This is a genomic window from Verrucomicrobiia bacterium, assembly GCA_035629335.1.
In the GTDB taxonomy this organism is placed as follows: domain Bacteria; phylum Patescibacteriota; class Saccharimonadia; order Saccharimonadales; family Saccharimonadaceae; genus DASUUR01.
The window spans coordinates 959,050-982,395 of sequence record DASPIB010000001.1 but is presented as its reverse complement, the minus strand read 5'-3'; the positions used below and the strand labels follow the sequence as shown (position 1 = coordinate 982,395).

Here is a 23,346-nt window from a genome sequence, read left to right as displayed (position 1 = left end):
TATCAAGGTGGTTGCGCGACTCGATAGGCGGCAAGTATGGAACTTTCTTTTGGCAGACTTATTGTAGGCGTGAATCGTCAAGCAAAAGAACAGCTTTGTCGATTTATGCCACAAAGTATGACTCCGGACTTTATCAGGCAATGTGAAGAAATCGGAAATAAAAAAGAGACCATCCTACTGCTAGGGTCACTGAATGGGTATATTTATGACGTAGCAGTCCTGCGGCATAATATTTTCTTGCGAATCGTTCGAGAACAGGGGAACTTTACGCTTAAAGAAGTGCAAGCGTACGTTCAAAAAAACAAGTTGCCTTCACTATACGTGGTTTTTAAGCCCGACAGAGCCACAGATGAGACCGTGCAAAAAATTATCGACAGTAATTTCATGAGGGGTCGAGCCTGGGATTATAACCTTAACCTCCCGAGACGTTAATGAGCGGTCTCTAGGTTGAGCCACAGAGAAGGTTAGCTTGTAACTGCTTCGGCCGTAGCGAAAGCTGCGGCATTTTTCATACTTGATGATCCACCCATTTCACGGTATAATTAAGAAGTTATCAACTCAGCTCAAGATATAGCTTGAGCATCCAGACGGATTCCAAAGGAGGACCTATGAGAGAGTACGAATTAACCGTACTGTTACACCCAGATTTAGAACTAAATCTGGACGCACCACTTGAAAAGGTGCGCAAAATTATCACCAACAATGGTGGTGAGATTGCCAAAGAAGACAATTGGGGTAAAAAGCGACTCGCTTACCGAATCGCGCGTGAAGACTTTGCCGTCTACATGTACTTCGAGCTAAAATTACCCCCAGAAGCATTACTAAAAATAAGTAATACTTTAAATATTACCGACGAAGTGTTACGCTATTTACTCGTAGCAAGCGATCCAAAGGCCAAGCTTGCACAAGAGGCCAAGGAAGCTAGAGAAGCGAAAAACGACAAAGAAAAAGAAGAGGAGTAGGGGTTATGGCAAAGAGTATCAACCAAGTCATTCTAATGGGGCGCTTAACTCGCGACCCTGAGCTGCGAACGACACCAAACGGAAAGAATGTATGCAGCTTTTCACTCGCTGTCGATCGTGCATACGGACAAGATGATTCGGCTGATTTCTTTGATATCACTGCCTGGGACAAATTAGGTGAACTGGTCAACCAATACCTTAAAAAAGGTCGCCGCTGCCTGGTACAGGGCCGGTTAAGCTACCGTGCCTGGGAACAAGATGGCCAGAAGCGAAGTAAGGTTGAGGTAATCGCTGAAGACGTTACCTTCCTAGATGGCCCAAATGATGGCGCCGGTTCGCCTGGGAACCAGAGCTCGAGTGCTCCCAAAAAGAACAACGATGTCGTTATTGAAGACATCGACAACAAACCAATTGATTTAAGTGAGATTCCATTCTAAGGAGTAATATATGAAACCACGACGTTTTAAGAAGGATGCACCCGCATACTTTGATTACAAAGATCCAAAAACACTTTTGCGTTATATCAATCCATACGGCCAGATCGAACCAGCAACCAAAACTGGTTTAACTGCTAAACAACAGCGCCAATTGACGACCGCCATTAAGCGAGCACGTCACCTTGCTCTGTTGCCATTCATTACTAGCAATTAGAGAAACTGACCATGTATTCAGTAACGGATCTCAAAAAAGGTACCGTCATTCAATTAGATGGGCGACCATTCAAGGTAATTGAGTATTCTCAAAAGGTAATGGGACGCGGTGGGAGTATTGTGAACGTAAAACTAAAAAACCTGATTGATGGTTCAGTTTTACCAAAAACCTTTAAAGGTGCCGAGAAAATCGAACCGGCTGAAGTAACTATGCAAAGCGTCCAGTACCTATATACTGACGGCGATGACTATTACTTCATGGATCCGGAAACCTTCGAACAATTCCAGCTGGCAAAAGATACAATCGAAGAAGCTCTTCCTTACCTAAAAGAGGGCGACATGATGTCTCTGCAATTTTTCGATGGCAAAGTAATCAACCTTGAGCTACCAAAGAACCTTTTCCTAAAAGTAACTTACGCCGAGAACGTAGTCAAAGGCGACACTACCAGTAGCGTACTGAAAGACGCAACGCTTGAAACCGGACTAGTCGCGAAAGTACCTGCTTTTATTAAGACTGGCGATGTGATTAAGGTTGATACTCGAACTGGCGAATACCTCGAACGCAAAAAGGACGCCTAATAGCATGACCCGCCAGCGGCTCGACCAAGAACTGGTTCGTCGCAAACTAGTGCAAAGTCGCTCGCAAGCTGAGAATTTTATTCGGCTTGGAAAAGTAGTGGTAAATGGGCGAGTAGTGAAAAAAAGTGGCTTTGCGGTGACCAACGATACGGCGATACTTTTAGCCGCTGAAGAGCGATATGTATCGCGGGCCGGGCTGAAGCTAGCGAGTGTCGCGACGACACTTGGGCTTGATTTTGCTGGCAAGATTATTTTGGATGTTGGAAGTAGTACCGGAGGGTTCACTGATTACGCCCTGCAGCACGGTGCAGCTAAAGTATATGCAGTTGATGTTGGCACCGACCAACTACATGCTTCATTGCGGCCGCATCCCAGAATTGAATTGTACGAAAAAACTGATATCCGCACGGTGAACACGACCTTGCCTAATGCTCCAAAGTTGGGCGAGGTACCAGATATTATTCTTATCGACGTCTCGTTCATTAGTATTCGTGAAATTTTGCCACATCTGGCAACCCATATTGCGGGGAAGCATACGCAAGTAATCGCCATGGTAAAACCCCAATTCGAAGCCGGTAAACAGCAAGTGAATAAAGGGGTGATAAAAAACGACACTATTCGCAGGAAAATTCTTAAAGATTTCGAGACTTGGGTAAGGCAGTGGTTCCTTATAAAAAATAAAGCCGATAGCGAAGTTAGTGGCGCAAAAGGTAACCGCGAGCGTTTTTATGAATTAGTGCTATAATACCTACCACAAGCTAGGTAAATGAAAAATAAAAATATACATAAAAAAGCTTCAACGCGACCTTGGTGGCAGACTGCAGTATTCATTGCCGGGGTGTTGTTTGGAGTGGTGATTCTTGGACAATTTCTTTATCCGACTGAACGTGCTCTTCCATTTACGCGGGTTTCTGGTGTTGATGTCGGCGGCAAATCAGCCAGTGAAATAACTGGAATCTTAGAGCGCCAATTTCAGCGGAAGGTCGTTTTTACAGCAGAAGGCCAGCAAGTTGCTGCGGTTAGTCTGGCGGACATCGGTGTTGCGTTACGCCTGAAAGAAACTACCCAAGATACGGTTCGCTATACCCCGGGCGAGCGGTTGCTGCCATTTTCATTATTTTTGAAGAATGTTTTACAGCCCGAAGCCACTCTGCGCTACCGGCTTGATATGGTAAAGTTGCAGCAATTTGTCAAGAATACCCTCCTTCCTATATGTAATAAAAAGCCCATCGACGCCTCGCTGCATATTGTAGCCGACGAAATAACCGTAAAAGGAGGCAGTAAAGGCCGAGAATGTCGTGAATCGGAAGTAGTAGCCGCAATTCGACAGTCGGCACTAAAGCCAGAAATCGCTTTACCGTCGAAGGTATTGCTGCCGACGCGTGACAGGGCAATGTTTGAGCCACAGGTCGCCAAGGCACGAGAAAAAATTACGCAGGGAATGACGATTATAGTAGAGGGGCGGCCAACGGTAATACCTAAGCCAGTACTGGCAAGCTGGTTTGTGTTTCAGGAAGAACCCCAAACAAAGCAGATTAAATTAGGTGTGCACCAAGCCAAGCTATCGCAGTACCTGGCACAGTTAAATAGTACAATTCATAAAGACGCTATAGCGCATCAAGTATTTATTATCGATGGTAAGCCAGAGCGGCGGGTCGAGGGCAAAGAGGGGAGAACGCTCAATATCACACAAACAGCTGCGGCGATATCGAACAGCCTTACTGCGCCGGGTGGGTCAGTAAGTATTACGGCAATCATCAGCCGAGTGACGCCACGCACTGAATATATTCGCGATTACAGCGGCTCGCAGGCTGGATTAAGCTTGTTACTGCAAGATTTAGTAGCTGAGAAAGGACAGTACGGTATTACTGTTGTCGAACTTGCAGGCAAGCGTCGTCAGGCTCATGCAAATGGAGATTATATTTTTACCACCGCCAGCACCTATAAAATGTTCGTCGCTTATTCGGTATTGAAGCAAATTGAAGCTGGTCTTATTAAATGGCACCAACCAATCAGAGGTGGCATGGACACGATTGCTTGTTTTGACGAGATGATTCGCTATTCACTCAACCCCTGTTCCTGGACGTTTAAAGACATGGTCGGTGGTTGGGCCAGAATTGAGGCGCAGATGAGAAGTTTAGGGTTAACGAACACATATTTAGTGCAGAATAATTTGCGCTCAACTTCTAATGACGAAGCTTTATTCTTAAAACGTCTCGAGGAAGGAACCTCGCTCACTGGTCAAAGTCGACAGTTCTTGCTGCGGCTATTCCGTGAACAAATTTATAGAAGCGGTATCCCAAGTGGTGTGTCCTGGCCGGTGGCTAACAAAATCGGCTTTCTAGAAGGTTTTCTGCACGATGTCGCCATTGTCTATTCACCAAAAGGGACATATATTTTGGCTGTCATGACCTATGGCGGATCGTGGTGGCAAATTGCCGATGTAGCTCGCCGCGTGGATGCAGTTATGCAACGCTAGCTAAACATTAAAGCGAAACTCTACTACATCATTTGGTTGCATAATATAGTCTCGCCCCTCGGTCCGCACCTTGCCAGCAGCTTTCGCGGCAGCCTCTGAACCTGCCGCTATGAGGTCGTCATAATCAACAATCTGCGCCGCAATAAAGCCACGTTCAAAGTCACCATGAATCACACCGGCGGCTTGCGGGGCAGTGCTGCCTTTCTTAATTGTCCAAGCCCGGACTTCTTTCTCGCCAGCGGTCAGATAGCTTTGAAGCCCAAGAATATTGTAGGCCGTAGTGATCACCTGGAAAAGACCGGGTTGCTCTTGGCCATAACTCGCCAGTAGCTCGGCGGCGTCTTCTTGGCTAAGCCCTTGAAGTTCATGTTCAAGCTGGGCATTTACAAACAGCGCGGTAGCCGGTGCAACCAGGGCGGCTAGCTCAGCTTGTTTTGCATTATTACTCAGGTCTTGCTCATCGATATTAAAAATGTAAATGAACGGCTTGGCAGTCAAAAGGCTTAAGCCGCGAAGATCATCAGGGTTAATGTCGCTACAGGCGCTAATAAGCTTCCCCTCATTTAAGTAATTCAGGGCTTTTTGCATAGTTTCAACAGCTTGGCGCGCTTTTGGATCGGACTTGGCTTGTTTTGCCAGGCTGGTAATTCGCTTTTCAAGGGTTTGGATGTCAGCAAGGATAAGCTCGGTATTGATAATCTCGATATCTTCCTGTGGATGAATTCGGTCGTGAACATGCACGATATCATCGTTATGGAAGGCGCGGACTACTTGGCATATTGCATCGACCTCGCGAATATGCGCTAAGAACTGATTCCCTAAACCCTCGCCCTTGCTTGCTCCCCGAACTAATCCAGCGATATCAACAAAAGTGACGGTAGCGGGGACGATTTTTTTGGCGTTGTACATATCAGCTAATTTTTGTAGCCGGGGGTCGGGAACAGGTACAATTCCAGTATTGGGTTCAATGGTAGCAAATGGATAATTAGCCGCAAGAATGTTGTTATTAGTTAAGGCGTTAAACAGGGTTGACTTCCCAACATTTGGAAGGCCCACGATGCCAATAGAGAGACTCATACGATAATCATATCATAACAGAGGTAAGAAGCTAATCTTTTATATTAGTTGCTGCGACACCAAGACATCCTATTCGAATCTACGATTCTCACGATGTTCTCATCTAAACTTTGACATACTGAATCACGTAAGGAGAAATATATGTACGAAGAAATAATCTCAATTGCAGGTGAATACCTCATTTATTTGTTGCCCTTCATTGGTCTTGCTGCTTGGCTGGTGCTTCCAAAGCAACGAAAATTTAGAATGGCTTGGCATGGAATGATAGCAGTAGGGCTAGGTTTTTTAATTGCTTTTATCGCGGGCGAACTGGTCTATAACCCTCGCCCGTTTGTCACGCTCAACATTGAGCCTATTTTTTATCACGAAGCAGATAACGGCTTTCCATCAACGCACATGTTAGCGGCTTCTCTTATCGCGGGAGTAACGTATCTATCCTCTCGTAAATTTGGAATAGTGATGATGATATGCGCTGCGGCCATTGGCACCAGCCGAGTGTTAGCATATGTGCATTCATGGACTGATATTCTCGCATCGGCTTTAATCGTGGCGATATCAGTATTTGCTGCTCACTGGATTGTAGCAAGACTTCCTAAGCGAATTGTCTACTTGGGCACTACCGATCCGGTATAGTAGAAGTATGAGAGTTCTTCTAGTAGAAGATAACGTGCGGTTAGCTTCGTTAACGAAACGGGCCCTAAAAGAGGAGGGATATGCAGTTGATATCGCCGAGAATGGCCAAAGCAGTCTCGATCTAGTGGATATTTATGAATACGATCTCGTTGTTCTTGATTTAACACTGCCCGATATTGATGGAATTGAAGTATGCAAAACAATCCGAAATTTGCACAAGATGCCGATTATTATGTTGACCGCGCGGGAAAGCACCTTTGATCGTGTTGCAGGCCTAGATAGCGGCGCCGATGATTATCTTGTTAAGCCATTTACATTCGATGAATTGCTGGCACGCATACGGGCAGTATTACGACGTCGTGCAACGCCGGATCGAGTGGTTATCGAGGCAGGACAGTTGCGTCTTGATGCGGCGCTGCGCACCGTGTACTGCAATGATAAAGCGCTTGGGCTTTCAGCTAAGGAATATACCCTCCTTCAATATCTAATCAGAAAACAAAACCAGGTTGTGTCGAAAACGGAACTACTCGAACATGTGTGGGATATGAACTATGAGGGTCTTTCGAATGTGGTTGAGACGTATATACGCTATCTCCGCCAAAAAATAAAGAATATCGGTGGTGATGCAGAACAGATTAAGACAATCAAAGGACAAGGCTACCTGCTTCAGGCATGAAAAATCCAAATACGCCCATAGGAAAGCTCACCATAGTTTATATAACGGTACTGTGCCTGGTTATTCTTTTTGTAGGTATGATGACGTACGTTATTGTAAATTTTTCTCTAGAAGCCTATGGTGCGCGCATGTACCAAGAAACTGTGAAAACGGACACTTTAGAGAATGGTCCTGAAGCAGTCAGGCGTGTTGCAGATGTATTGATCGATAGAGAGCTCGACCGCTTGCGCAGCTATATACTTATTTTTAGTGGCATAGCGGCAGTAATTGCACCTTTTGTGGCCTATTATTTGGCACGAAAATATACAGAGCCGGCAATACGTGCTCAAGAAAGGCAGCGACAATTTATAAGCAACGCAGCTCATGAGCTTCGTACACCGCTCGCACTAGTTACAGGCGAGCTTGATCTTGCCCTAAGACAATCTCGCTCAACAGAAGAGTATCGGGTGGCGATAGAGAATAGTCGAAACGAAATATTAGAAATAAACCGTCTTACCGACCAGCTTTTACTCCTGGGTCAACTCGACGAGATAAAAGAAGTAAAGAGAGAAAAGGTTGCTATCTCATCATTAATTCAAAAGTTAGTAAACGATAAGGCAACTGTATTTGAGTCTAAAAACTTACAAATAGAGCTGTCTATCCATTCCGATGTACCCGTGAGTCTAAACACTGATTTATTCAGCATTGCCGTCATGAATTTGTTGGATAACGCCATAAAGTATGCATCCCCAGGCAGTACAGTGAAGGTTAGTGTGAGTTTTGATTCTATGGTCCAAATTGTTATAAGCAACCAAACTGACTACGCTCCGTCCAGCCGTGAATTGCAGCGTCTTTCTGAAAGATTTTATAGATTAAATACTGCCAGAAGTCGTGGTTTCGGCTTAGGTCTAGCCATTACTCGAACTATCATTGAGAAGCACGAAGGAACAGTAAGGCTATCGGCGCAAAGCAAGAAGTTTATTGCGAAAATCACACTTAAGGCTGCCCGCAGTTAATTCAGGTGCCAGTAGACCTGTCGCTTTATATCACCCACGAGTCCCGCTTGCTTTTATTGCGATGCCAAGTTAAGCTTTGTATAAAGATAATGCTTAATTAAGTAATGCTATGGCGTATCACAAAAAAAAGAAAAAACCTAAGAAACAATCACACCTCTTTATTATAGCGGTCGTTATCGTGGCTGTTTTAGCCGCGGGCGCCGGCGGGTTGTTTTATTATCTGCAATCGCAAAGGAATAGCCAGCAAAATCAACCACCCGCTAAAGAAAAGACGCCCGAGCAACGTGTGGATGAAGTATCCAACAAGGCTCAAGGTCAAGCAGCGACTGGTAATATTGCTGGTGCGTATAAAACTTACGACGAAGAGATTGCCAAAACCTCTGATAAAAAACTCCAAGCGTGGTTACTTGTTAATAAGGCCACCGCGGCTATAAATGGCAAAAAATACGACGATGCGGTTAATTTCGCGCGTCAAGCCGAAGCTTTGGCGCCGAGCTACTCTACGAGCCTTGCGATGGCGCAAGCAACAGAGGCCAAGGGTGATAAAATAGCGGCTGCACAACACTACAAAACAACCGCTGAACGATATAAAACAGAAGCAAAAGACCTTCCGTTTTACGAAGCTGACTTAGAAAAATTCAATACAAAAGCAAGAGAATTGGCGCAGTAGTATGAAGTTTAGTATAAAGTTTAGTATAAAGCAATGGCTACTACTGGTATTGGTCGGATCTGGCTTTTTTATGATCGGCAGCGGCATGTCGGCCGGCGCATTCCCAATCTTTGGCAGAGGAGAGCACAGCGGCTATTTTACTGGCGGTTATGTTCGAGCCGGGGCAACGAACGTGCTTCCGAGTTATGGCGCGCCGTGTAACTTAAGAACAGATCAATATGTACGCGCCGGTGATGCCATTCCGCGGTTTATCGATAGCGTTGATGAGTTTATGAATTATTTGCGTTCTGAATACAATGGTTGTGCACATCGACGAACTGGGGTGGCCTTTATTGTGCATACCATGCTAGGCCGAAGCGGCGGTAGCGTTGGCCGAGATGTCTCGGGTGCAGATTTTGCTGACCTTGACCGACGGCTACGTTCGCCCCACCTGATAATTCATTGGAATACTATCGTGACACATTCGATAAACAGTTATTATAGTAATAACCACAACGATACAGCCTTTTATCGTCACAACAAAAGCGAATCAGGTATTCTTATAGTCGATCGACGCAACGGCGGAGTGTTGTATGAAATTCTTCATGCCTGTGCCAACCCCATGGGCGCATCAGTCGGATTACCTTATGTACCGCAATGGCACGCTGGCGGATCGGGGTTCATTCAAAAGGATGACGGAGCAGGCAACTTTGGCGGTAATCTTGGTACTGGGGTGAACAATGCCCGTCCGGGGGAGCGATATCGTTTTAATCACCGTATATTTAACCAAGGACCAGAAGCCTTAGATCGAAACATCGACACCTGGTACGACTACGCCTACCCTGGGAGTGTTGTGAGTCGGGTTGATCAGCGCACGCTAGGCTTTGGCGTCGGCTCAGGCCAAACAATTCGTGATATTTGGCACGAAACACCAGTAATTCCGGCTAATGCCGGTGGTGAACGCTACTGTAGTCGGGCATACTTTTCGCCGGCTGCATACAACAACCCGAGCATTGGAGGGGGGCCAGAATTGTGCGTCAATGTGCCATTCAGCTACGCGCTAACTCCAAGAGTTTCTACCGGTGGCGATTCAGGGACTAGTGTCGAGCAGGGCTCTCGAGGTACTAATGTTGATTTCCAGGTTGATAATGACGGTCCGACTCAGAGCCGCCCATCTCGCTGGCAGTTAATCCGCTTTGATGTGCGGCCAGGTTCACCGGGCTCTTCCGCCACTCAAAGAAGCCCGAATAATAACAGCGATGGTTGCACTACACACAACGCTCGTCCCGGCGTGACGAACTGCGATGTTGTGCGCGATGGTACGAATCGCGTATTTGAAGTCGGCAACACTGACTTGGGGCAATTGGTGCATGACACTGGTGACGTGCCAGTTGGGACACGAATTTGCTTCGTCCTCTCTGTTAGCTGGCCAACTCAAGTGAATAACCCGAGCTGGGGACATAGTCAGCCTGCCTGTATTGTTGTAGTGAAAAAACCAAAGTTGCAGGTGCATGGTGGTGATCTTTGGGTGGGACGACAATTTATTGATGACACTAACCCACGCGCGCCAGCCGACATTATTACCAGTACCAGTAATGCAGGTGGTCGGCTCTATGGCAGCTGGGCAGAATACGGTATTTTGGCAACAGGCAGTGTTACGGGGATGAGCTCGGGTGCTGGCTTGGCGGGAGGCGCGCCTCAGAACAGGCTGACGGCCGAACTGCATAAACTAACCTTTGCCAATAAGCCAACCTTTGGCGGCTTTACCTCAGCACCAGTTCGCATTCCTGATTACATCTCAATCTATAATCCCGCTGGCGGTACGGCTGTTGGGCCAACACTTAATCTCACGAGCGCTGCAGACGGGCGATACATTTCAGAAAATAACGTTACTGTTTCAACAAGCGGGAATATCCCATTGCGAAAGGACATCGTCATTCGAGCTAGGACGGTAACGATTAACAGCGATATTAGTTTTCAAGACTCTTACCGTATATTGGGTGATATTCCGCGCATCATAATTATTGCTGATGGTGATGTGCGAATTACACCAAATGTCAAACGAATTGATGCCTGGATAATTACCAAAGGGCAGTTGTTCACTTGTACTGACCCGAAGGATTTGACCACAGAAGTGTGTAAAGAAAAATTAGACTTTAATGGTCCGGTTGTCGCTAAAGATACGAGCCTTCGGCGGACCTTTGGGGCAGAGGCAGGTCATGGTGGTCGTGATACAGCAGCCGAAACGTTCAACCTTCGCCCTGACGCACTCCTGAGGGCTTACGAAAGTGCTCGCCAAGACGAACGAGCACAAACGGTGTATCAGATAGAATTACCACCGCGCTACTAATAACAGACTTGCTATTTTGCATAACGCTTACGTATAATGGAGGCAGTATGGCATTACTAAAATCGGTGGGCGATTACTTTGCACTCGACATTGGCACCACGGCCATCCGTGTCGTACAACTGACACGTGACGGAGCCGATAACTGGACGCTGCAAAAGTACGCTCATGTTCCCGTAGATATTAAGCTTAGTACAAGCGATTCTCCCCAAGCTCTACAAAGACTAGGGGAGGTTATTTCCACAGCTATCGGGCAAAGTGGTATTAAAACCCGGGATGTTGTAATTGGAATTCCTTCTAATAAATCTTTTACAACAGTCGTTGATATCCCAAATATGTCCGAGCAAGAGCTAAAAGGCACTATTAAGTATCAGGCTGAGCAATACATTCCTATGTCGACCGACGAAGCAAAGGTTGACTGGGCGATTCTTGGGCAATCTCTGCATGACCCACAAAAGATTGAAGTGCTGCTTGCAAGCGTAGCTAATAATTACATCGAGAGCCGGCTCGAGCTTATTGAAGGGCTCGGGTTAAATGTCGTTGCTGCTGAACCCGATTCTATTGCTATGGTTCGTTCGTTGCTACCGCCTAAAACACCCGATGCACGGCTGCTTATTGATGTCGGCGATGTATCAACGGATCTCGTCATGACCTATAACGACTCGCCCCGCCTGGTTCGATCAATTCCTACTGGCTTACAGTCATTAGTGAAGGCAGCGGTACAGAATCTTAACGTCCAAGAAAACCAAGCGCAACAGTTTATTCTGAAATTTGGCCTAGCTCCGGATCGGCTTGAGGGGCAAGTTGTTCGAGCCATTGAAAGTACACTTGAACAGTTCACGGTTGAAGTCAATAAGTCAGTAAAGTTTTTTCAAACTCGCTACCCTGACGTTGGAGTCGGCGGGATGTTGCTTTCGGGATACGGTGCGGTGGTGCCGGCTTTTGCCGATTACTTAGCCGCCAAAACCAACATATCTGCTAGTATTGCAAATCCATGGCAAAGGGTAAAAGTGAGCGCCACTGATCAAGAGAAGCTCCAGGCGGTGGCCATGCAGTTTGGTGTTGTCGTGGGCCTTGCGCAGCGAAAGGAAGTCGGATGATTGAATTAAACTTACTCCCCGACGTCAAAAGAGAACTTGTGCGCGCATACCAAGTGCGGCGCCGTACCATTGCCATCATGATTTTAGTGTCAATCATCTCGGTAGGTGCTGTGGTGCTTCTGGCATTGTATGTCTATGGCGGGCAACTGGCGCTTGGTAATATTCTTAACGGCACTATTGAGCAAAAAGCCAAAGAGCTATCTGAAAAGCAAGGGATAAACCAACAGCTTACTATTCAAAACCAACTGGCAGCGCTACCGGAGCTTCATGATGGCAAACTCATGTATTCACGACTCTTTGATTACTTGCCAGTCGTAAACCCGGCTGCCCCCAATAATATCCGCGTAACACGCCTTAGTACTGATGAGACGCAAGGACTTATCACAATCAATGGCTACGGACGCGACTATAAAGCAGTAACAATTTTTGAAGATACCTTAAAAAATGCTCAGCTAAGCTACCAGCAAGATGGCGAGAACAAACAAGAGCCATTCCTGAAAACCCTGACAATGTCACAGGTTGGACTCGGAGAAGACGCCGGAGGCAATAGGGTAGTAACCTTTACCGCGACGCTTGAATACGCCGAGGCTGCTTTCGATCGTAAAGTATCCAATGCAAAAGTCACCGTTCCGACTAGGACAACTACTAATGTTGGGCAAGAAGTGTTTGGCGAGCAGACCGCGGAGGAAGGAGAGAACTGATGGCAACAAAGGTGACAGCGCTAAAGAAACGCCAGCAGATTGCCGCAGCTAATCGCAGCGTGTTTGTATGGACCGCTGTGGCGGCTATTATTGTGGCATTCTCGTTAGTATTATTGCAATTTTTACTACAACAGATGGTCTTTAACGAACGGGTGCTAAATGAAAAACGACACACCGATCATACTTTGTCTCAAAATCTTCAAGCAGCAGATAAATTAAAAGAAGAAGTAAATGTCCTCCTCGCAAACAGCGATTTAGCATCGGTTCGTGCAAAGCCAACGGACTCTAACTTAAACGTAGTACTCGACGCGCTCCCAGCGGAACTCGATAGCTTGAACTTAGGCTCATCACTGCAGAGTGTCTTCCTGGCAGGAACTGTCAGGAGTATCGAGCGACTCAGCGTTACCTCATTAGAGCAAAACGCACCTTCAGAAGAGGATACTGTTGTAGAAGACGCATCAATCAGCCAAACTACACACCAACCACAAGAAATAGGCTTCAGCTTCACTGTGTCAGGCGATTACAACAATATAAGAAACGCTTTACTCGCGCTCGAGCGCTCAATTCGTCCGATCCAGGTATCCTCAATAACCATTGAAGGTAGCGATAGTAACCTAACCGCATCTGTTGAAGCCAAAACATTTTACCAGCCAGCTAAGAAGGTAGAACTAAAGGATAAAACGGTACAACCATGAGAAAGAACGATATAGCGATCATTATCCTCATTGCATCAATTAGCGCACTAGTTGCTTTCTTCATCGGTAAGGCTGTAATTGGCGAACCACAGCAACAAAGCGTAAAAGTAAAAACTATTGAAGCTATTACAACAGAGGTGACACCACCCGAAAGCACTATTTTTAATAAAGATGGCATCAACCCGACGGTCGAAATTAATATTGGTAATCCATCAAATCGCCAACCATTTGGCGAATAGAAGAGGTACTCCTTGGCGCTTTTAACTAATGATCTTCAGGAAAAGTTAAAAGAACTCCTTGTTAACGAGGGGCTTATTTCGGTTAACGATTTGCATAAGTATGAGAAACAAGCAGCCGAAACCAATACACCCCTCATGACATTACTTAGTAAAAACGATGTCATAGATGACGAGTCAATGACACGGGCAGTCGCTCATGTTACTGGCGCTCAGTACGTCAACTTGCTTGATGTTCAAGTTGACCCTAAGATCCTTGACCTGCTTCCAAAAGACATTGCCGAACGCTTCATGGCGGTACCGATTGGCGAAGTGCAAAACCGATTAGCAATCGCCATGCTTGACGCCAATAACGTCCAGGTTGTTGATTATCTCGCAAGCAAGATTGGACGACCGCTAAGAGTATACATTGCTTCAGAGAGCGGTATACGTGGCGTATTGGATCAATACCGCACAGACTTCTCAAGTGTCGATGCGGCAGTCAGTGCGGTACAAAACGAAGACGAGATTGCTCGCCAACGTCGTGAAGAAGGTGATATTAAAACCATCGTCCAAGACTCGCCGATTAGTCGGGCTCTAAGTAAAATTCTTGAGTACGCTGCTCGCAACCGAGCCTCAGATGTCCATATTGAACCACTTGAAACCAGCCTTCGGATTCGTTGTAGAATCGACGGTGTACTCCGGGAGATTATGCAACTCCCTAAGACAATCGAGCCAGCACTGGTCTCGCGCATTAAGATTTTAAGCAATCTCAAAATTGATGAACATCGCATTCCGCAGGATGGTCAGTTTGCGGTGCACGTCGCGGGCAAAGAGATTGACCTTCGTATTGCTATTAGTCCGGTGGTCTGGGGCGAGCAAGTCGTGATTCGTTTGCTCGATAAATCTGGTTCAAGCTTCAAACTTGAAGAAATGGGCTATGCTGGCCGCGCGCTACGGGCAATTCGTAAAGGTATTCGCCGACCAAATGGCATGGTGCTCACTTCAGGCCCAACTGGTTCGGGCAAGTCTACTTCGCTCTATGCGCTGATTCAAGAAATTAAAGATGACACGGTAAATATTGTGACGCTCGAAGATCCTGTAGAATATAAAATCCCCGGCGTCAATCAAATTCAAGTAAATACAGAGGTCGGCTTGACCTTTGCTTCTGGGTTACGTTCAATTTTACGTCAAGATCCAAACATTGTGATGGTAGGAGAGATTCGCGACCGCGAAACAGCCAACTTGGCCGTACAAGCGGCGCTAACCGGCCACTTAGTGTTTAGCACCCTTCACACCAATTCTGCCGCTGGTGTGCTGCCGCGTCTGCTTGATATGGGGGTTGAGCCGTTTCTGATAGCCTCTACGGTCAATACGATTATTGGCCAGCGGCTCGTGAGAAGCGTTGCCCCAGATCGAGACACCTATCAATCTTCCGCACTCGAAACACGGGAAATTATCGATACGGTCGGCCATCTGCTACCAAAAAATAATGCGGATATTCCAAAAGTATCTGAAGATTTAGGCTATAAAAATTTGCCACTTGCACATCAAAAAGCTTATACTTTAGTTAAAGGTAAAGATACATCAAAAACGCCTGGTGGGTACCTTGGGCGAACGGGGTTGTTTGAGGTCATGGATGTGACAACCGAAATCCAAGAACTCATCACAAAGCGCGCCACCAGTGCACAAATCGAAAAGAAGGCCGTTGAGCAGGGGATGGTAACTATGCGGCAAGACGGGTATCTAAAAGTACTCCAAGGGCTGACTACACTCGAAGAAGTTAATCGCGTCACAGCAAGTATTTAAAACAACATAAAAGAAGCATATGAATAACCAAGAACTTAGAATCGAAATCCTTCTCGAAGAAGTTATCCGAAAACGAGCATCAGACCTTCATTTGCAAGTCGGTTTGCCGCCGATGTTGCGTGTCGATGGTTCGCTCGTACCGGTAGCGGGCTATGCGAGTTTAAATGAAGAAGAAGTCGAACGGCTGATCTTCGCAATTCTTGATCAGGATCAACAACAAATTCTTCTAAAGGATAAAGAGTTTGACTTCAGCTTTGCTTTCGGTGATCTTGGTCGCTTCCGAGTGAATGCTTTTCATGAACGGGGCAACCTTGCTGCAGCTTTGCGTCTGATACCTAATGAAATAAAAAGTGTTGCCGAGCTTGGCATGCCGCCAGTAGTCAATTCGTTTGCTAACTACCCTCGCGGACTGGTGCTGATTACTGGCCCGACGGGCTCCGGTAAATCGACAACTCTGGCGTCACTGATTGATAAAATCAACTCAGAGCGCGCGTCGCACATAATCACCATTGAAGACCCCATTGAATTTACACACAAATCAAAGAAGTCGGTAATAGTCCAGCGCGAAGTTCACTACGATACCTTTAGTTTCTCGGCAGCTCTGCGTTCAAGTCTGCGGCAAGATCCGGACGTTGTCTTAATTGGTGAGATGCGTGACCTCGAGACAATCTCTGCTGCTATTACTATTGCCGAAACTGGCCATTTGGTCTTTGCAACTCTTCATACAAATAGCGCCTCACAGTCTATCGACCGCATGGTAGATGTTTTCCCGCCCCATCAGCAGCCGCAAATTCGGGCACAGCTCGCCAATATCTTAATGGCGATTTGTTCACAACGACTAGTTCCCGCTATTGGCGGAGGGCGAGCGGTGGCGGCAGAAATCCTGGTTGCAACCCCTGCAGTCCGTAATATTATTCGCGAAGGTAAAAGCCATCAGCTCGATGCCGTTATCCAAACCGGTGCCGATCAAGGCATGCAATCGATGGATAAAACACTGGTTGAGCTTGTTCAGGGTGGTGCCGTCAGCTATGATGAAGCGCGGAATTTTGCTGTTGATCTTACAGAATTTGACCGAATGATGAGAGGCTAACTCATGCTCAAGTTTGATTACGAAGCTAAGGATCAAAGCACTGGCAAACATGTGCGGGCAACCGTAGAGGCCGAATCAGAGCGAGCGGCGGCAAAGCTGTTGATGGAACAAGGGTTCATTCCAATAAATATAACTGAACAAAGTGAAAAAAAGGGCCTCTTTTCAAGCTTCACTAACAGAATAACCACCAAAGACAAAGTGGTGTTTACGCGCCAGCTTTCGACCCTAATTAGTGCCGGATTGCCTCTAACGCAAAGCCTGACTACTGTTGTCGATCAAACATCTAACAAACGATTGAAATCGGTGGCGCAAGACATTTTAACATCCGTTGAAGCAGGGAACTCATTATCGAATGCCTTCGGGAAGCACCCTGAAGTTTTTGATAAAGTCTACATTGCTCTGATTGCTGCAGGTGAAACGTCGGGCACGCTCGATAAAGCCCTGGAGCGAATCGCCGACCAACAAGAAAAAGACGCCGAGATGATCAGTAAAATTCGCGGTGCAATGGTCTATCCGGTAATTGTGTTAGTAGTCATTATGCTTGTGCTTGGTTTTATGTTGTTTACAATTGTGCCGCAAGTAGAAAAGCTCTATCAAGACTTAAGCCAAGAGTTGCCATTTATTACAGCGATTCTCGTCGGTGCTGCCAATTTTGTTATTCAGTTTTGGTGGGTGGCGGTGATAATTTTGATTGCAGCAGGTTATTTCTTGAAGCAATATCTCGAAACTGATAACGGGCAAACATTTAAAGACAGCACCAAATTAAATTTGCCCATTTTTGGCGAAATGTTCCGTAAACTTTACATGGCGCGTTTCATGCGCACCGGACAAACACTGCTGGCGACTGGCGTACCTCTGCTTGATGCCCTGCGTATTGCGGCCCGGGCTGTCAATAATAGTATTATCGAACGCTCGATCTTGCGTGCATCCGAGAAGGTAAAAGGCGGGAAGGGATTGGCTGACTCACTGCAACATGAAGCTTATATCTTACCGCTTGTGCCACAGATGCTTAAGATTGGTGAACAGTCTGGGCGTATTGACGAAATGATGGGCAAAACTGCCTCGGTGTATGAAAGTGAACTTGATTCGACTATAAAATCAATCTCTACTGCTATCGAGCCCGTGTTAATGGTTGTCCTCGCTATCGTGGCAGGTTTAATGGTGGCTGCCATTTTGCTGCCAATTTATGGCCTAGTTGAAACAATCCGGACCTAGCGAAAAACTTGCTAATTTTAGGGTTTCGATTTACGATATTCATAAGCACAATGAAACGAATAGAAAGGGTGGCTCATAAAAATGAACAAAGTAAATAGCCAAAAAGGGTTCACTATTATCGAGGTAGTGTTAGTGCTAGCAATCGCTGGTCTGATCTTCTTGATGGTGTTTATTGCGCTACCTGCCTTGCAGCGTAATCAGCGCGATCAACAGCGGCGGTCGGATGTTGGCCGCATGATAAGCCAGCTGACGCAGTATCAGACCGATAATCGGGGTAAACTGCCAAGTAATAATAGTGAGTTAAATAATTTTGTCAGCAACTATCTCAGAACAAATGATGAACAATTTGCTGACCCAAACAAGGGTGACTATACTGTTACACTTGGCGCAGCAAGCAGTGAACCGTCTGATGGCGAAATTACATACCATCCTGGCTCAGTTTGCGGTGAAGGCGGTAGCGTCAAGAGCGGTGGTTCAAGAAAAGTTGCCGTTCGCGTCAAACTTGAGGGTGGTCCTATCTTCTGCCAAAACAACTAGTTAAGTGCTACTTGGTAAATAAAAACTCCTGAAAAGGAGTTTTTATTTACTCCATAAACTGTTAGCATAAGAGATATGGAAAACGCACTGGTAATTGGAGGGCTAGCTCTTCTCGGGCTCTGCTTCGGTAGTTTTGTTAATGTGGCAGTATGGCGTATTAAAAACAACAAAAATCTGACCACCGATCGATCGGAGTGTGTTCATTGTCATCATAAACTTGCTTGGCATGACCTGATTCCAGTTATGAGCTGGTTGTGGCTGCGAGGCAAGTGTCGCTACTGTAGCAAGCCGATTAGCCTGCAGTATCCGTTAGTTGAGCTGGCCGTTGCTATTGTTTTTGCCGTATCATACATGGCCTGGCCCTACGACTTAGCGGGCTCTGTCGATTGGATATTCTTCGGCCTATGGCTCATAAGTATTGTGCTGCTCACAATTTTATTTATTTACGATCTCCGCTGGTTTTTATTACCAGATAAAGTGACGTTTCCGTTAATTGCAGTCGGCGTGCTAATGGCTGCGCTTTCGATATATCAAGCTGGGTTAGGGATGGAGGCAGTACTACAAATTCTTCTGGCTGTCGCTATTTTGTCTGGCCTCTACTTAGGGCTCTTTATGGCTTCCAAAGGTCGTTGGATTGGGTTTGGTGATGTAAAACTAGGTATCTTCCTCGGACTGGCGCTTAGTAGTTGGCCTCTCGCTCTTCTTTGCTTATTCTTAGCAAATCTTTTGGGGTGCCTGTACGTTATTCCGGGAATGCTCTTAAGGAAGCTGCACCGAAGTTCACGCATTCCCTTTGGCCCCTTCTTGATTGTTGGATTTATAATTTCGTTTTTGTGGGGCGGCAGTATCATCGATTGGTATTTATCTCTAACTTTTGGTTTCGTGTGATAGCTAATGAGCTTATGCTATAATCAAAACAAAATGAACATAAAAACACAAAACGGTTTTACTATTGTCGAACTGATGCTCTTCTTGGGAATATCAGGACTTTTATTAGTGATGCTTCTTGCCGGGACTACCGTGACAATTCAGCGGCAGCGCTACTCTGACAGTGTCAATTCAGCCCAAAGCTTCTTTCAGCGGCAGTACGGCGAGGCTTTGAATGTTATAAATGCGCGGTCCGGTAAAGAAGCCTGTAGCGCGAGTAATTTTATCGTACCTGCAGATGATGGATCGGGCGAGGCGCGTGGTACGAGCGACTGTTTAGTGCTCGGCAAGGCTATAGATATTCCTCGCGGCAATACCCTCACGAGTTATACCGTTGTAGGGCGGGCACCTGCTGCCGAAGATACTAGTTTAGCTGAAGATGAGCTCTTACAACAGTATAACCCCACGTTGGTACGTGAAATTGAAGCCGAGGCTTTCGATATACCTTGGGGTGCGAGCGTTGTGAATGCCAGAAAAGATGCCGGCGAACAAATTAACCGTCTGCTTCTTCTCCGTTCGCCCCGAAGCGGTGCGCTCTATACTTATGCATACCAAAGTTCCAGTGGCGGCGCGGCCGCAAAAGATGGCGTAACTCGAGCTAATCGGCGAGCTACTGTAAATGTGTGTATTCGATCGGCAGATATTGCATCATCAACCTCGATTGTAAGTATCGCTATGGGCGGCGGCCCTGAAGCGGTGCAGGCGCGCTTTGACGTACCAGCAGGAGAAGGCAAATGTTAAGTTGGCAAAATAAGGTAGAAAAACAGCGTGGCGACACAATCATTGAAGTATTATTTGCAACAGCCGCTCTAAGTTTTGTGATTGTGCTCTCGTTCATGATTATGAACAAGGGCATTGCCAGCGTTCAAATCGCGGTTGAAGACACATTGGCTCGCCAGGCAATTGATGCGCAAGCAGAATCGTTGCGATATCTACGCGATGCTTACGTAAAAACTAGCCGTCCAAGCGGAGTAGTCAAAACCCAGTGGGAGGCAATTGTCGCTCGAAAGGTACTACAGGCCACCGCTTTTAAGGAGTGTGAACTGGCTAATATTCAAGCTAACAAAGCCTTCTTTATTAATACAAATAACGTTACCGTGCAAAGCTATAATTCCCCGGCCCTAACATTTGCTGGCGCTGAACTTGGGCAAGGCATTTGGGTAGAGGCTGTGCAACCCAATATTCCCGCGAATAAGCCAAAGTATATCGATTTTCATATTCGTGCCTGCTGGGAGCCGCCAACGAGCGGACCGAATATAACTATCGGAACGATCGTGAGGTTATATGAATCATAAAAAGAAGCTCTCCGGGTTTACTGTGGTCGAACTCTTATTTGCGATGAGCTTTTTATCAGCGTTGCTTATTTTAGCTCTGATCAGCTCGATTAGTATTATGCGCACCTATAGTAAAGGGCTCGTGCTTAAGCAAGTAAACCAAAGCGGGCGGACAATTGGCGCTGAATTGCAGCGTTCGCTTAAGACAGCGCAGCCACCCATCGACAGTTCAACCGTAGCGGAGGGACGACTATGTTTGGGGGCTTATAGCTATGTTTGGAGCATCGGTGATCAAGATCCGTACAAATATGACGACGGTTCAACAGTTGGTTTTGCAAAAGTCAGCGATGCCACTCGAGCAATGTGCACAACAACCGCACGACCTGTCGTGCCGAAAGACAGCGCGGTGGAACTACTCGGCGGAGATACGACAAATCTGCGTATTCAAGACGCTGAAATGGGATCACCCCCGTCTCAGAATGGCTACTACCTATACACCTTCCGCTTTACAATTGGCACTAATGACCCCGAGCTGCTTAACGATGAACGTAGTGCATGTACCAGTGGGGAAGGCAAGGAGTTCTGTGCTCTTAATCGCTTTACAATAACCGCCAGCGCGAAAGGAGTATAAAAAGTGAAAAAAACAACAGGAAAACAGTCAGGGGCAGTTTCTCTCTTTTTGGTCATCTTCTTTGCACTTTTGCTAAGTGTTATTACGTTAGGATTCGTAAGAATTACAACGGAAGAGCAGCAGCAAGCGGTTACTAATGACCTCTCACAAAGCGCCTTTGACTCAGCAGAAGCAGGTGTAGAAGATGCGAAGCGCGCGCTTATTCAGTATCGACGAAGTTGTGAACGCGACCCAACGGGTGCCGAATGTAACAAATACAAAAATGCCTTTAGAGCCGACCGCTGCGATACACTAGCTGGGCCGCTCGCTGCCGACTTGGGGCTAGAACTAGATGACGAAGGGGCAGTCAGCGTGCAGTCATCTGCACAAGACGCCGATCTTAACCAAGCTTATACCTGTGTCAAAATACGATTAAACACCAAAGATTACACACGTAAGCTGGAAGCCAATACCAGTGATCTTGTGCCGATTGACGGTGTGGCGAACTTTAATGCAGTCACTATTGACTGGTTTGTCGCAAAAGACGCCGGACTTGCAACTGGCACACCATTCGAAATTCCGGCCACTAATGAAGGTTTCCCTGCAGCCGAGCAGTGGGGCAATGCAACACCACCAGTAATGCGTGTACAGCTGATTCAATTTAAGAAGGCCGGATTTACTCAAAAAGATCTCGAAGATGGTTCAAGTACGTTGTTTCTGTATCCGGTACAAAGTGGAGGGGCGGCGGACAATCAGGTGCCATTTACGCGATACGCTCGCAAAAGCCCAAACGAGCCGATTAATATTACCTGCACCACCGAAAGTAGCGGATATGCCTGTTCTGCAAAACTGCTCCTCACCGGAAGTTTAGCTATGACTAATGATAAATCTGCCTTTTTACGGATTACACCATTGTATAAAGGGGCAACCTTTCAGCTGAAGCTCAACGACGGCAATGTCGACTTTGACGGGGTGCAGCCGCTAGTGGACTCAACAGGTCGAGCAAACGATGTTTTCCGACGGGTGGAAAGTCGTATTCGTTTTGACGAAGCCACGGGCAATTATCCAGAAAGTGCCTTAGAAACCACCAGCGATATTTGTAAAAGTTTTGTTATTTCAGCAGAAGTCTTAAATCAAGGCGCCTGTCAGCCATCTAAGCCGTAGTGCTGTCGCTGGCCATGTTGCGACCGTGAAATTTCTCGTGCACCTCACGCAGATGGTGGTCGGTGACATGCGTATAGACCTGTGTGGTACTGATACTGCTGTGGCCAAGCATGCTCTGAACACTTCTTAAATCGGCCCCATTCATTAAAAGGTCGGTCGCAAAGCTATGGCGCATGGTATGGGGTGAAACATGCTTCGTAATGCCAGCTAAGCGAGCGTAGTGCGATACAATGCGCTGTACGCTTCGTGAAGTCAGTCGGCGATAATTGCCGGTTTGGTCGGCCTTGTGGCGACCGCCGTACGATATAAATAGGGGGGGCAGCGAATCATGGCGCGTTTGCATGTACTGCGCGATCCATCCTGCCGCTCTGCTGCTTATAAAGACGGGTCGATCTTTCTGGCCTTTTCCTCGCACCGTAAACTCCCGGCGCTCACTATTTATATGTTCGCGATTTAATGCCACAAGTTCAGAGACCCGCAGTCCGCCTGAAAATAAGAGTTCGATCAGGGCACGGTCGCGCAGACCCGCTTCTGACAACGTATCGATTACCTCTACCAATCGTTCAACTTCTTGCTCATTCAAGAAGGTGACTTGTCGTCGTTTAACTTTTGGAAGTTCAATTTTTTCAGGTCCAAGTGTTGTAATATTTCTTTTTGCACAGTAGTTTAGGAAGCTTCTCAGTGCTATTAAGTGATAACTTTGGGTAATAGTAGCTAGATCGTCATCGTTGTTATTTTTATATCGATTGAGCCATAGCCGCCATTTTCTGACCATTTCATCGTTAATCTCGGAAACTTTAATATCGCCAGCAAATTCAACCAAGCGCATTAGGTATAAGTGGTAGTTCTCGGCTGTTTTTTGTGACCGACCACGTTCAACCTCGAGATGCTCAAGAAAATCGACTATTAATTCGGATACATACATACTCTTATCATACCGCTAAAGTCACTATTTTACGACA

General features: G+C 46.4%; 27 protein-coding genes. 25 read left to right on the top strand and 2 right to left on the bottom strand.

Features of this window, described 5'->3' with window-relative positions:
• Positions 1-36 precede the first annotated feature (36 nt).
• The 7 genes from VD907_05410 (at position 37) to VD907_05380 (ending at position 4,670) form a co-directional block, all read left to right on the top strand.
• Positions 37-432: a hypothetical protein gene (locus VD907_05410; GenBank protein HYG84285.1), complete on the top strand. Its 396-nt coding sequence runs from the start codon at positions 37-39 to the stop codon at positions 430-432.
• A gap of 176 nt (positions 433-608) precedes the next feature.
• Positions 609-962: a 30S ribosomal protein S6 gene (gene rpsF / locus VD907_05405; protein ID HYG84284.1), complete on the top strand. Its 354-nt coding sequence runs from the start codon at positions 609-611 to the stop codon at positions 960-962.
• Positions 963-967: 5 nt separating this feature from the next.
• Positions 968-1,399, top strand: coding sequence for a single-stranded DNA-binding protein (locus VD907_05400; protein ID HYG84283.1), 432 nt, complete (start codon positions 968-970; stop codon positions 1,397-1,399).
• 10 nt (positions 1,400-1,409) lie between these two features.
• A complete protein-coding gene (gene rpsR / locus VD907_05395; protein ID HYG84282.1) occupies positions 1,410-1,613 on the top strand; it encodes a 30S ribosomal protein S18 in 204 nt (67 codons plus the stop codon).
• Between the two features lie 11 nt (positions 1,614-1,624).
• A complete protein-coding gene (gene efp, locus VD907_05390) occupies positions 1,625-2,191 on the top strand; it encodes an elongation factor P (GenBank protein HYG84281.1) in 567 nt (188 codons plus the stop codon).
• A 4-nt stretch (positions 2,192-2,195) separates the two neighbouring features.
• The gene (locus VD907_05385) at positions 2,196-2,936 is read left to right on the top strand and encodes a TlyA family RNA methyltransferase (protein ID HYG84280.1); all 741 of its coding nucleotides are present in this window, start codon (positions 2,196-2,198) and stop codon (positions 2,934-2,936) included.
• A gap of 21 nt (positions 2,937-2,957) precedes the next feature.
• Complete coding sequence (locus VD907_05380; protein HYG84279.1) at positions 2,958-4,670, top strand: serine hydrolase; 1,713 nt, start codon at positions 2,958-2,960, stop codon at positions 4,668-4,670.
• Here VD907_05380 and ychF read toward each other — a convergent pair whose 3' ends face one another.
• Positions 4,671-5,747: a redox-regulated ATPase YchF gene (ychF, locus tag VD907_05375; protein HYG84278.1), complete on the bottom strand. Its 1,077-nt coding sequence runs from the start codon at positions 5,745-5,747 to the stop codon at positions 4,671-4,673.
• 141 nt (positions 5,748-5,888) lie between these two features.
• On the opposite strand from ychF, the gene VD907_05370 reads away from it, so the two are divergent.
• The 18 genes from VD907_05370 to VD907_05285 all read left to right on the top strand — a co-directional run bounded on the left by VD907_05370 (position 5,889) and on the right by VD907_05285 (position 22,384).
• Positions 5,889-6,380, top strand: a complete 492-nt coding sequence (locus VD907_05370; protein ID HYG84277.1) for a phosphatase PAP2 family protein — start codon at positions 5,889-5,891, stop codon at positions 6,378-6,380.
• A gap of 7 nt (positions 6,381-6,387) precedes the next feature.
• On the top strand, positions 6,388-7,056 hold the full coding sequence (locus VD907_05365) for a response regulator transcription factor (protein ID HYG84276.1): 669 nt from the start codon (positions 6,388-6,390) through the stop codon (positions 7,054-7,056).
• Entirely contained in the window at positions 7,053-8,051 is a 999-nt protein-coding gene (locus VD907_05360) for an ATP-binding protein (GenBank protein ID HYG84275.1), read from the top strand. Before VD907_05365 ends, VD907_05360 begins: the two co-directional genes overlap by 4 nt.
• A gap of 109 nt (positions 8,052-8,160) precedes the next feature.
• On the top strand, positions 8,161-8,721 hold the full coding sequence (locus VD907_05355; GenBank protein ID HYG84274.1) for a hypothetical protein: 561 nt from the start codon (positions 8,161-8,163) through the stop codon (positions 8,719-8,721).
• A gap of 1 nt (position 8,722) precedes the next feature.
• Positions 8,723-11,050, top strand: a complete 2,328-nt coding sequence (locus tag VD907_05350; protein ID HYG84273.1) for a hypothetical protein — start codon at positions 8,723-8,725, stop codon at positions 11,048-11,050.
• Between the two features lie 47 nt (positions 11,051-11,097).
• Positions 11,098-12,147 (top strand): type IV pilus assembly protein PilM, encoded by a 1,050-nt coding sequence (gene pilM / locus VD907_05345; protein ID HYG84272.1) that lies wholly within the window; start codon positions 11,098-11,100, stop codon positions 12,145-12,147.
• A complete protein-coding gene (locus VD907_05340) occupies positions 12,144-12,848 on the top strand; it encodes a hypothetical protein (protein ID HYG84271.1) in 705 nt (234 codons plus the stop codon). Before pilM ends, VD907_05340 begins: the two co-directional genes overlap by 4 nt.
• Complete coding sequence (locus VD907_05335) at positions 12,848-13,543, top strand: hypothetical protein (GenBank protein HYG84270.1); 696 nt, start codon at positions 12,848-12,850, stop codon at positions 13,541-13,543. Before VD907_05340 ends, VD907_05335 begins: the two co-directional genes overlap by 1 nt.
• Positions 13,540-13,782 (top strand): hypothetical protein, encoded by a 243-nt coding sequence (locus VD907_05330; protein HYG84269.1) that lies wholly within the window; start codon positions 13,540-13,542, stop codon positions 13,780-13,782. The genes VD907_05335 and VD907_05330 overlap by 4 nt, the downstream gene beginning before the upstream one ends.
• 12 nt (positions 13,783-13,794) lie before the next feature.
• Positions 13,795-15,567: a GspE/PulE family protein gene (locus VD907_05325; protein HYG84268.1), complete on the top strand. Its 1,773-nt coding sequence runs from the start codon at positions 13,795-13,797 to the stop codon at positions 15,565-15,567.
• Between the two features lie 19 nt (positions 15,568-15,586).
• Complete coding sequence (locus VD907_05320) at positions 15,587-16,657, top strand: type IV pilus twitching motility protein PilT (GenBank protein HYG84267.1); 1,071 nt, start codon at positions 15,587-15,589, stop codon at positions 16,655-16,657.
• A gap of 3 nt (positions 16,658-16,660) precedes the next feature.
• Positions 16,661-17,872 (top strand): type II secretion system F family protein, encoded by a 1,212-nt coding sequence (locus VD907_05315; GenBank protein HYG84266.1) that lies wholly within the window; start codon positions 16,661-16,663, stop codon positions 17,870-17,872.
• 81 nt (positions 17,873-17,953) lie between these two features.
• Entirely contained in the window at positions 17,954-18,409 is a 456-nt protein-coding gene (locus VD907_05310; GenBank protein HYG84265.1) for a type II secretion system protein, read from the top strand.
• Positions 18,410-18,484: 75 nt separating this feature from the next.
• Positions 18,485-19,297 carry a prepilin peptidase gene (locus VD907_05305; protein HYG84264.1) on the top strand — a complete coding sequence of 271 codons (813 nt, stop codon included), beginning with the start codon at positions 18,485-18,487 and terminating at the stop codon, positions 19,295-19,297.
• A gap of 33 nt (positions 19,298-19,330) precedes the next feature.
• Complete coding sequence (locus VD907_05300) at positions 19,331-20,077, top strand: type II secretion system protein (GenBank protein HYG84263.1); 747 nt, start codon at positions 19,331-19,333, stop codon at positions 20,075-20,077.
• Complete coding sequence (locus VD907_05295) at positions 20,071-20,631, top strand: hypothetical protein (protein ID HYG84262.1); 561 nt, start codon at positions 20,071-20,073, stop codon at positions 20,629-20,631. The genes VD907_05300 and VD907_05295 overlap by 7 nt, the downstream gene beginning before the upstream one ends.
• Entirely contained in the window at positions 20,621-21,241 is a 621-nt protein-coding gene (locus VD907_05290) for a hypothetical protein (GenBank protein HYG84261.1), read from the top strand. Before VD907_05295 ends, VD907_05290 begins: the two co-directional genes overlap by 11 nt.
• Positions 21,242-21,244: 3 nt before the next feature.
• Positions 21,245-22,384: a hypothetical protein gene (locus VD907_05285; protein HYG84260.1), complete on the top strand. Its 1,140-nt coding sequence runs from the start codon at positions 21,245-21,247 to the stop codon at positions 22,382-22,384.
• Here VD907_05285 and xerA read toward each other — a convergent pair.
• Entirely contained in the window at positions 22,374-23,309 is a 936-nt protein-coding gene (xerA, locus tag VD907_05280) for a site-specific tyrosine recombinase/integron integrase (protein ID HYG84259.1), read from the bottom strand. The genes VD907_05285 and xerA overlap by 11 nt on opposite strands.
• Positions 23,310-23,346 lie beyond the last annotated feature (37 nt).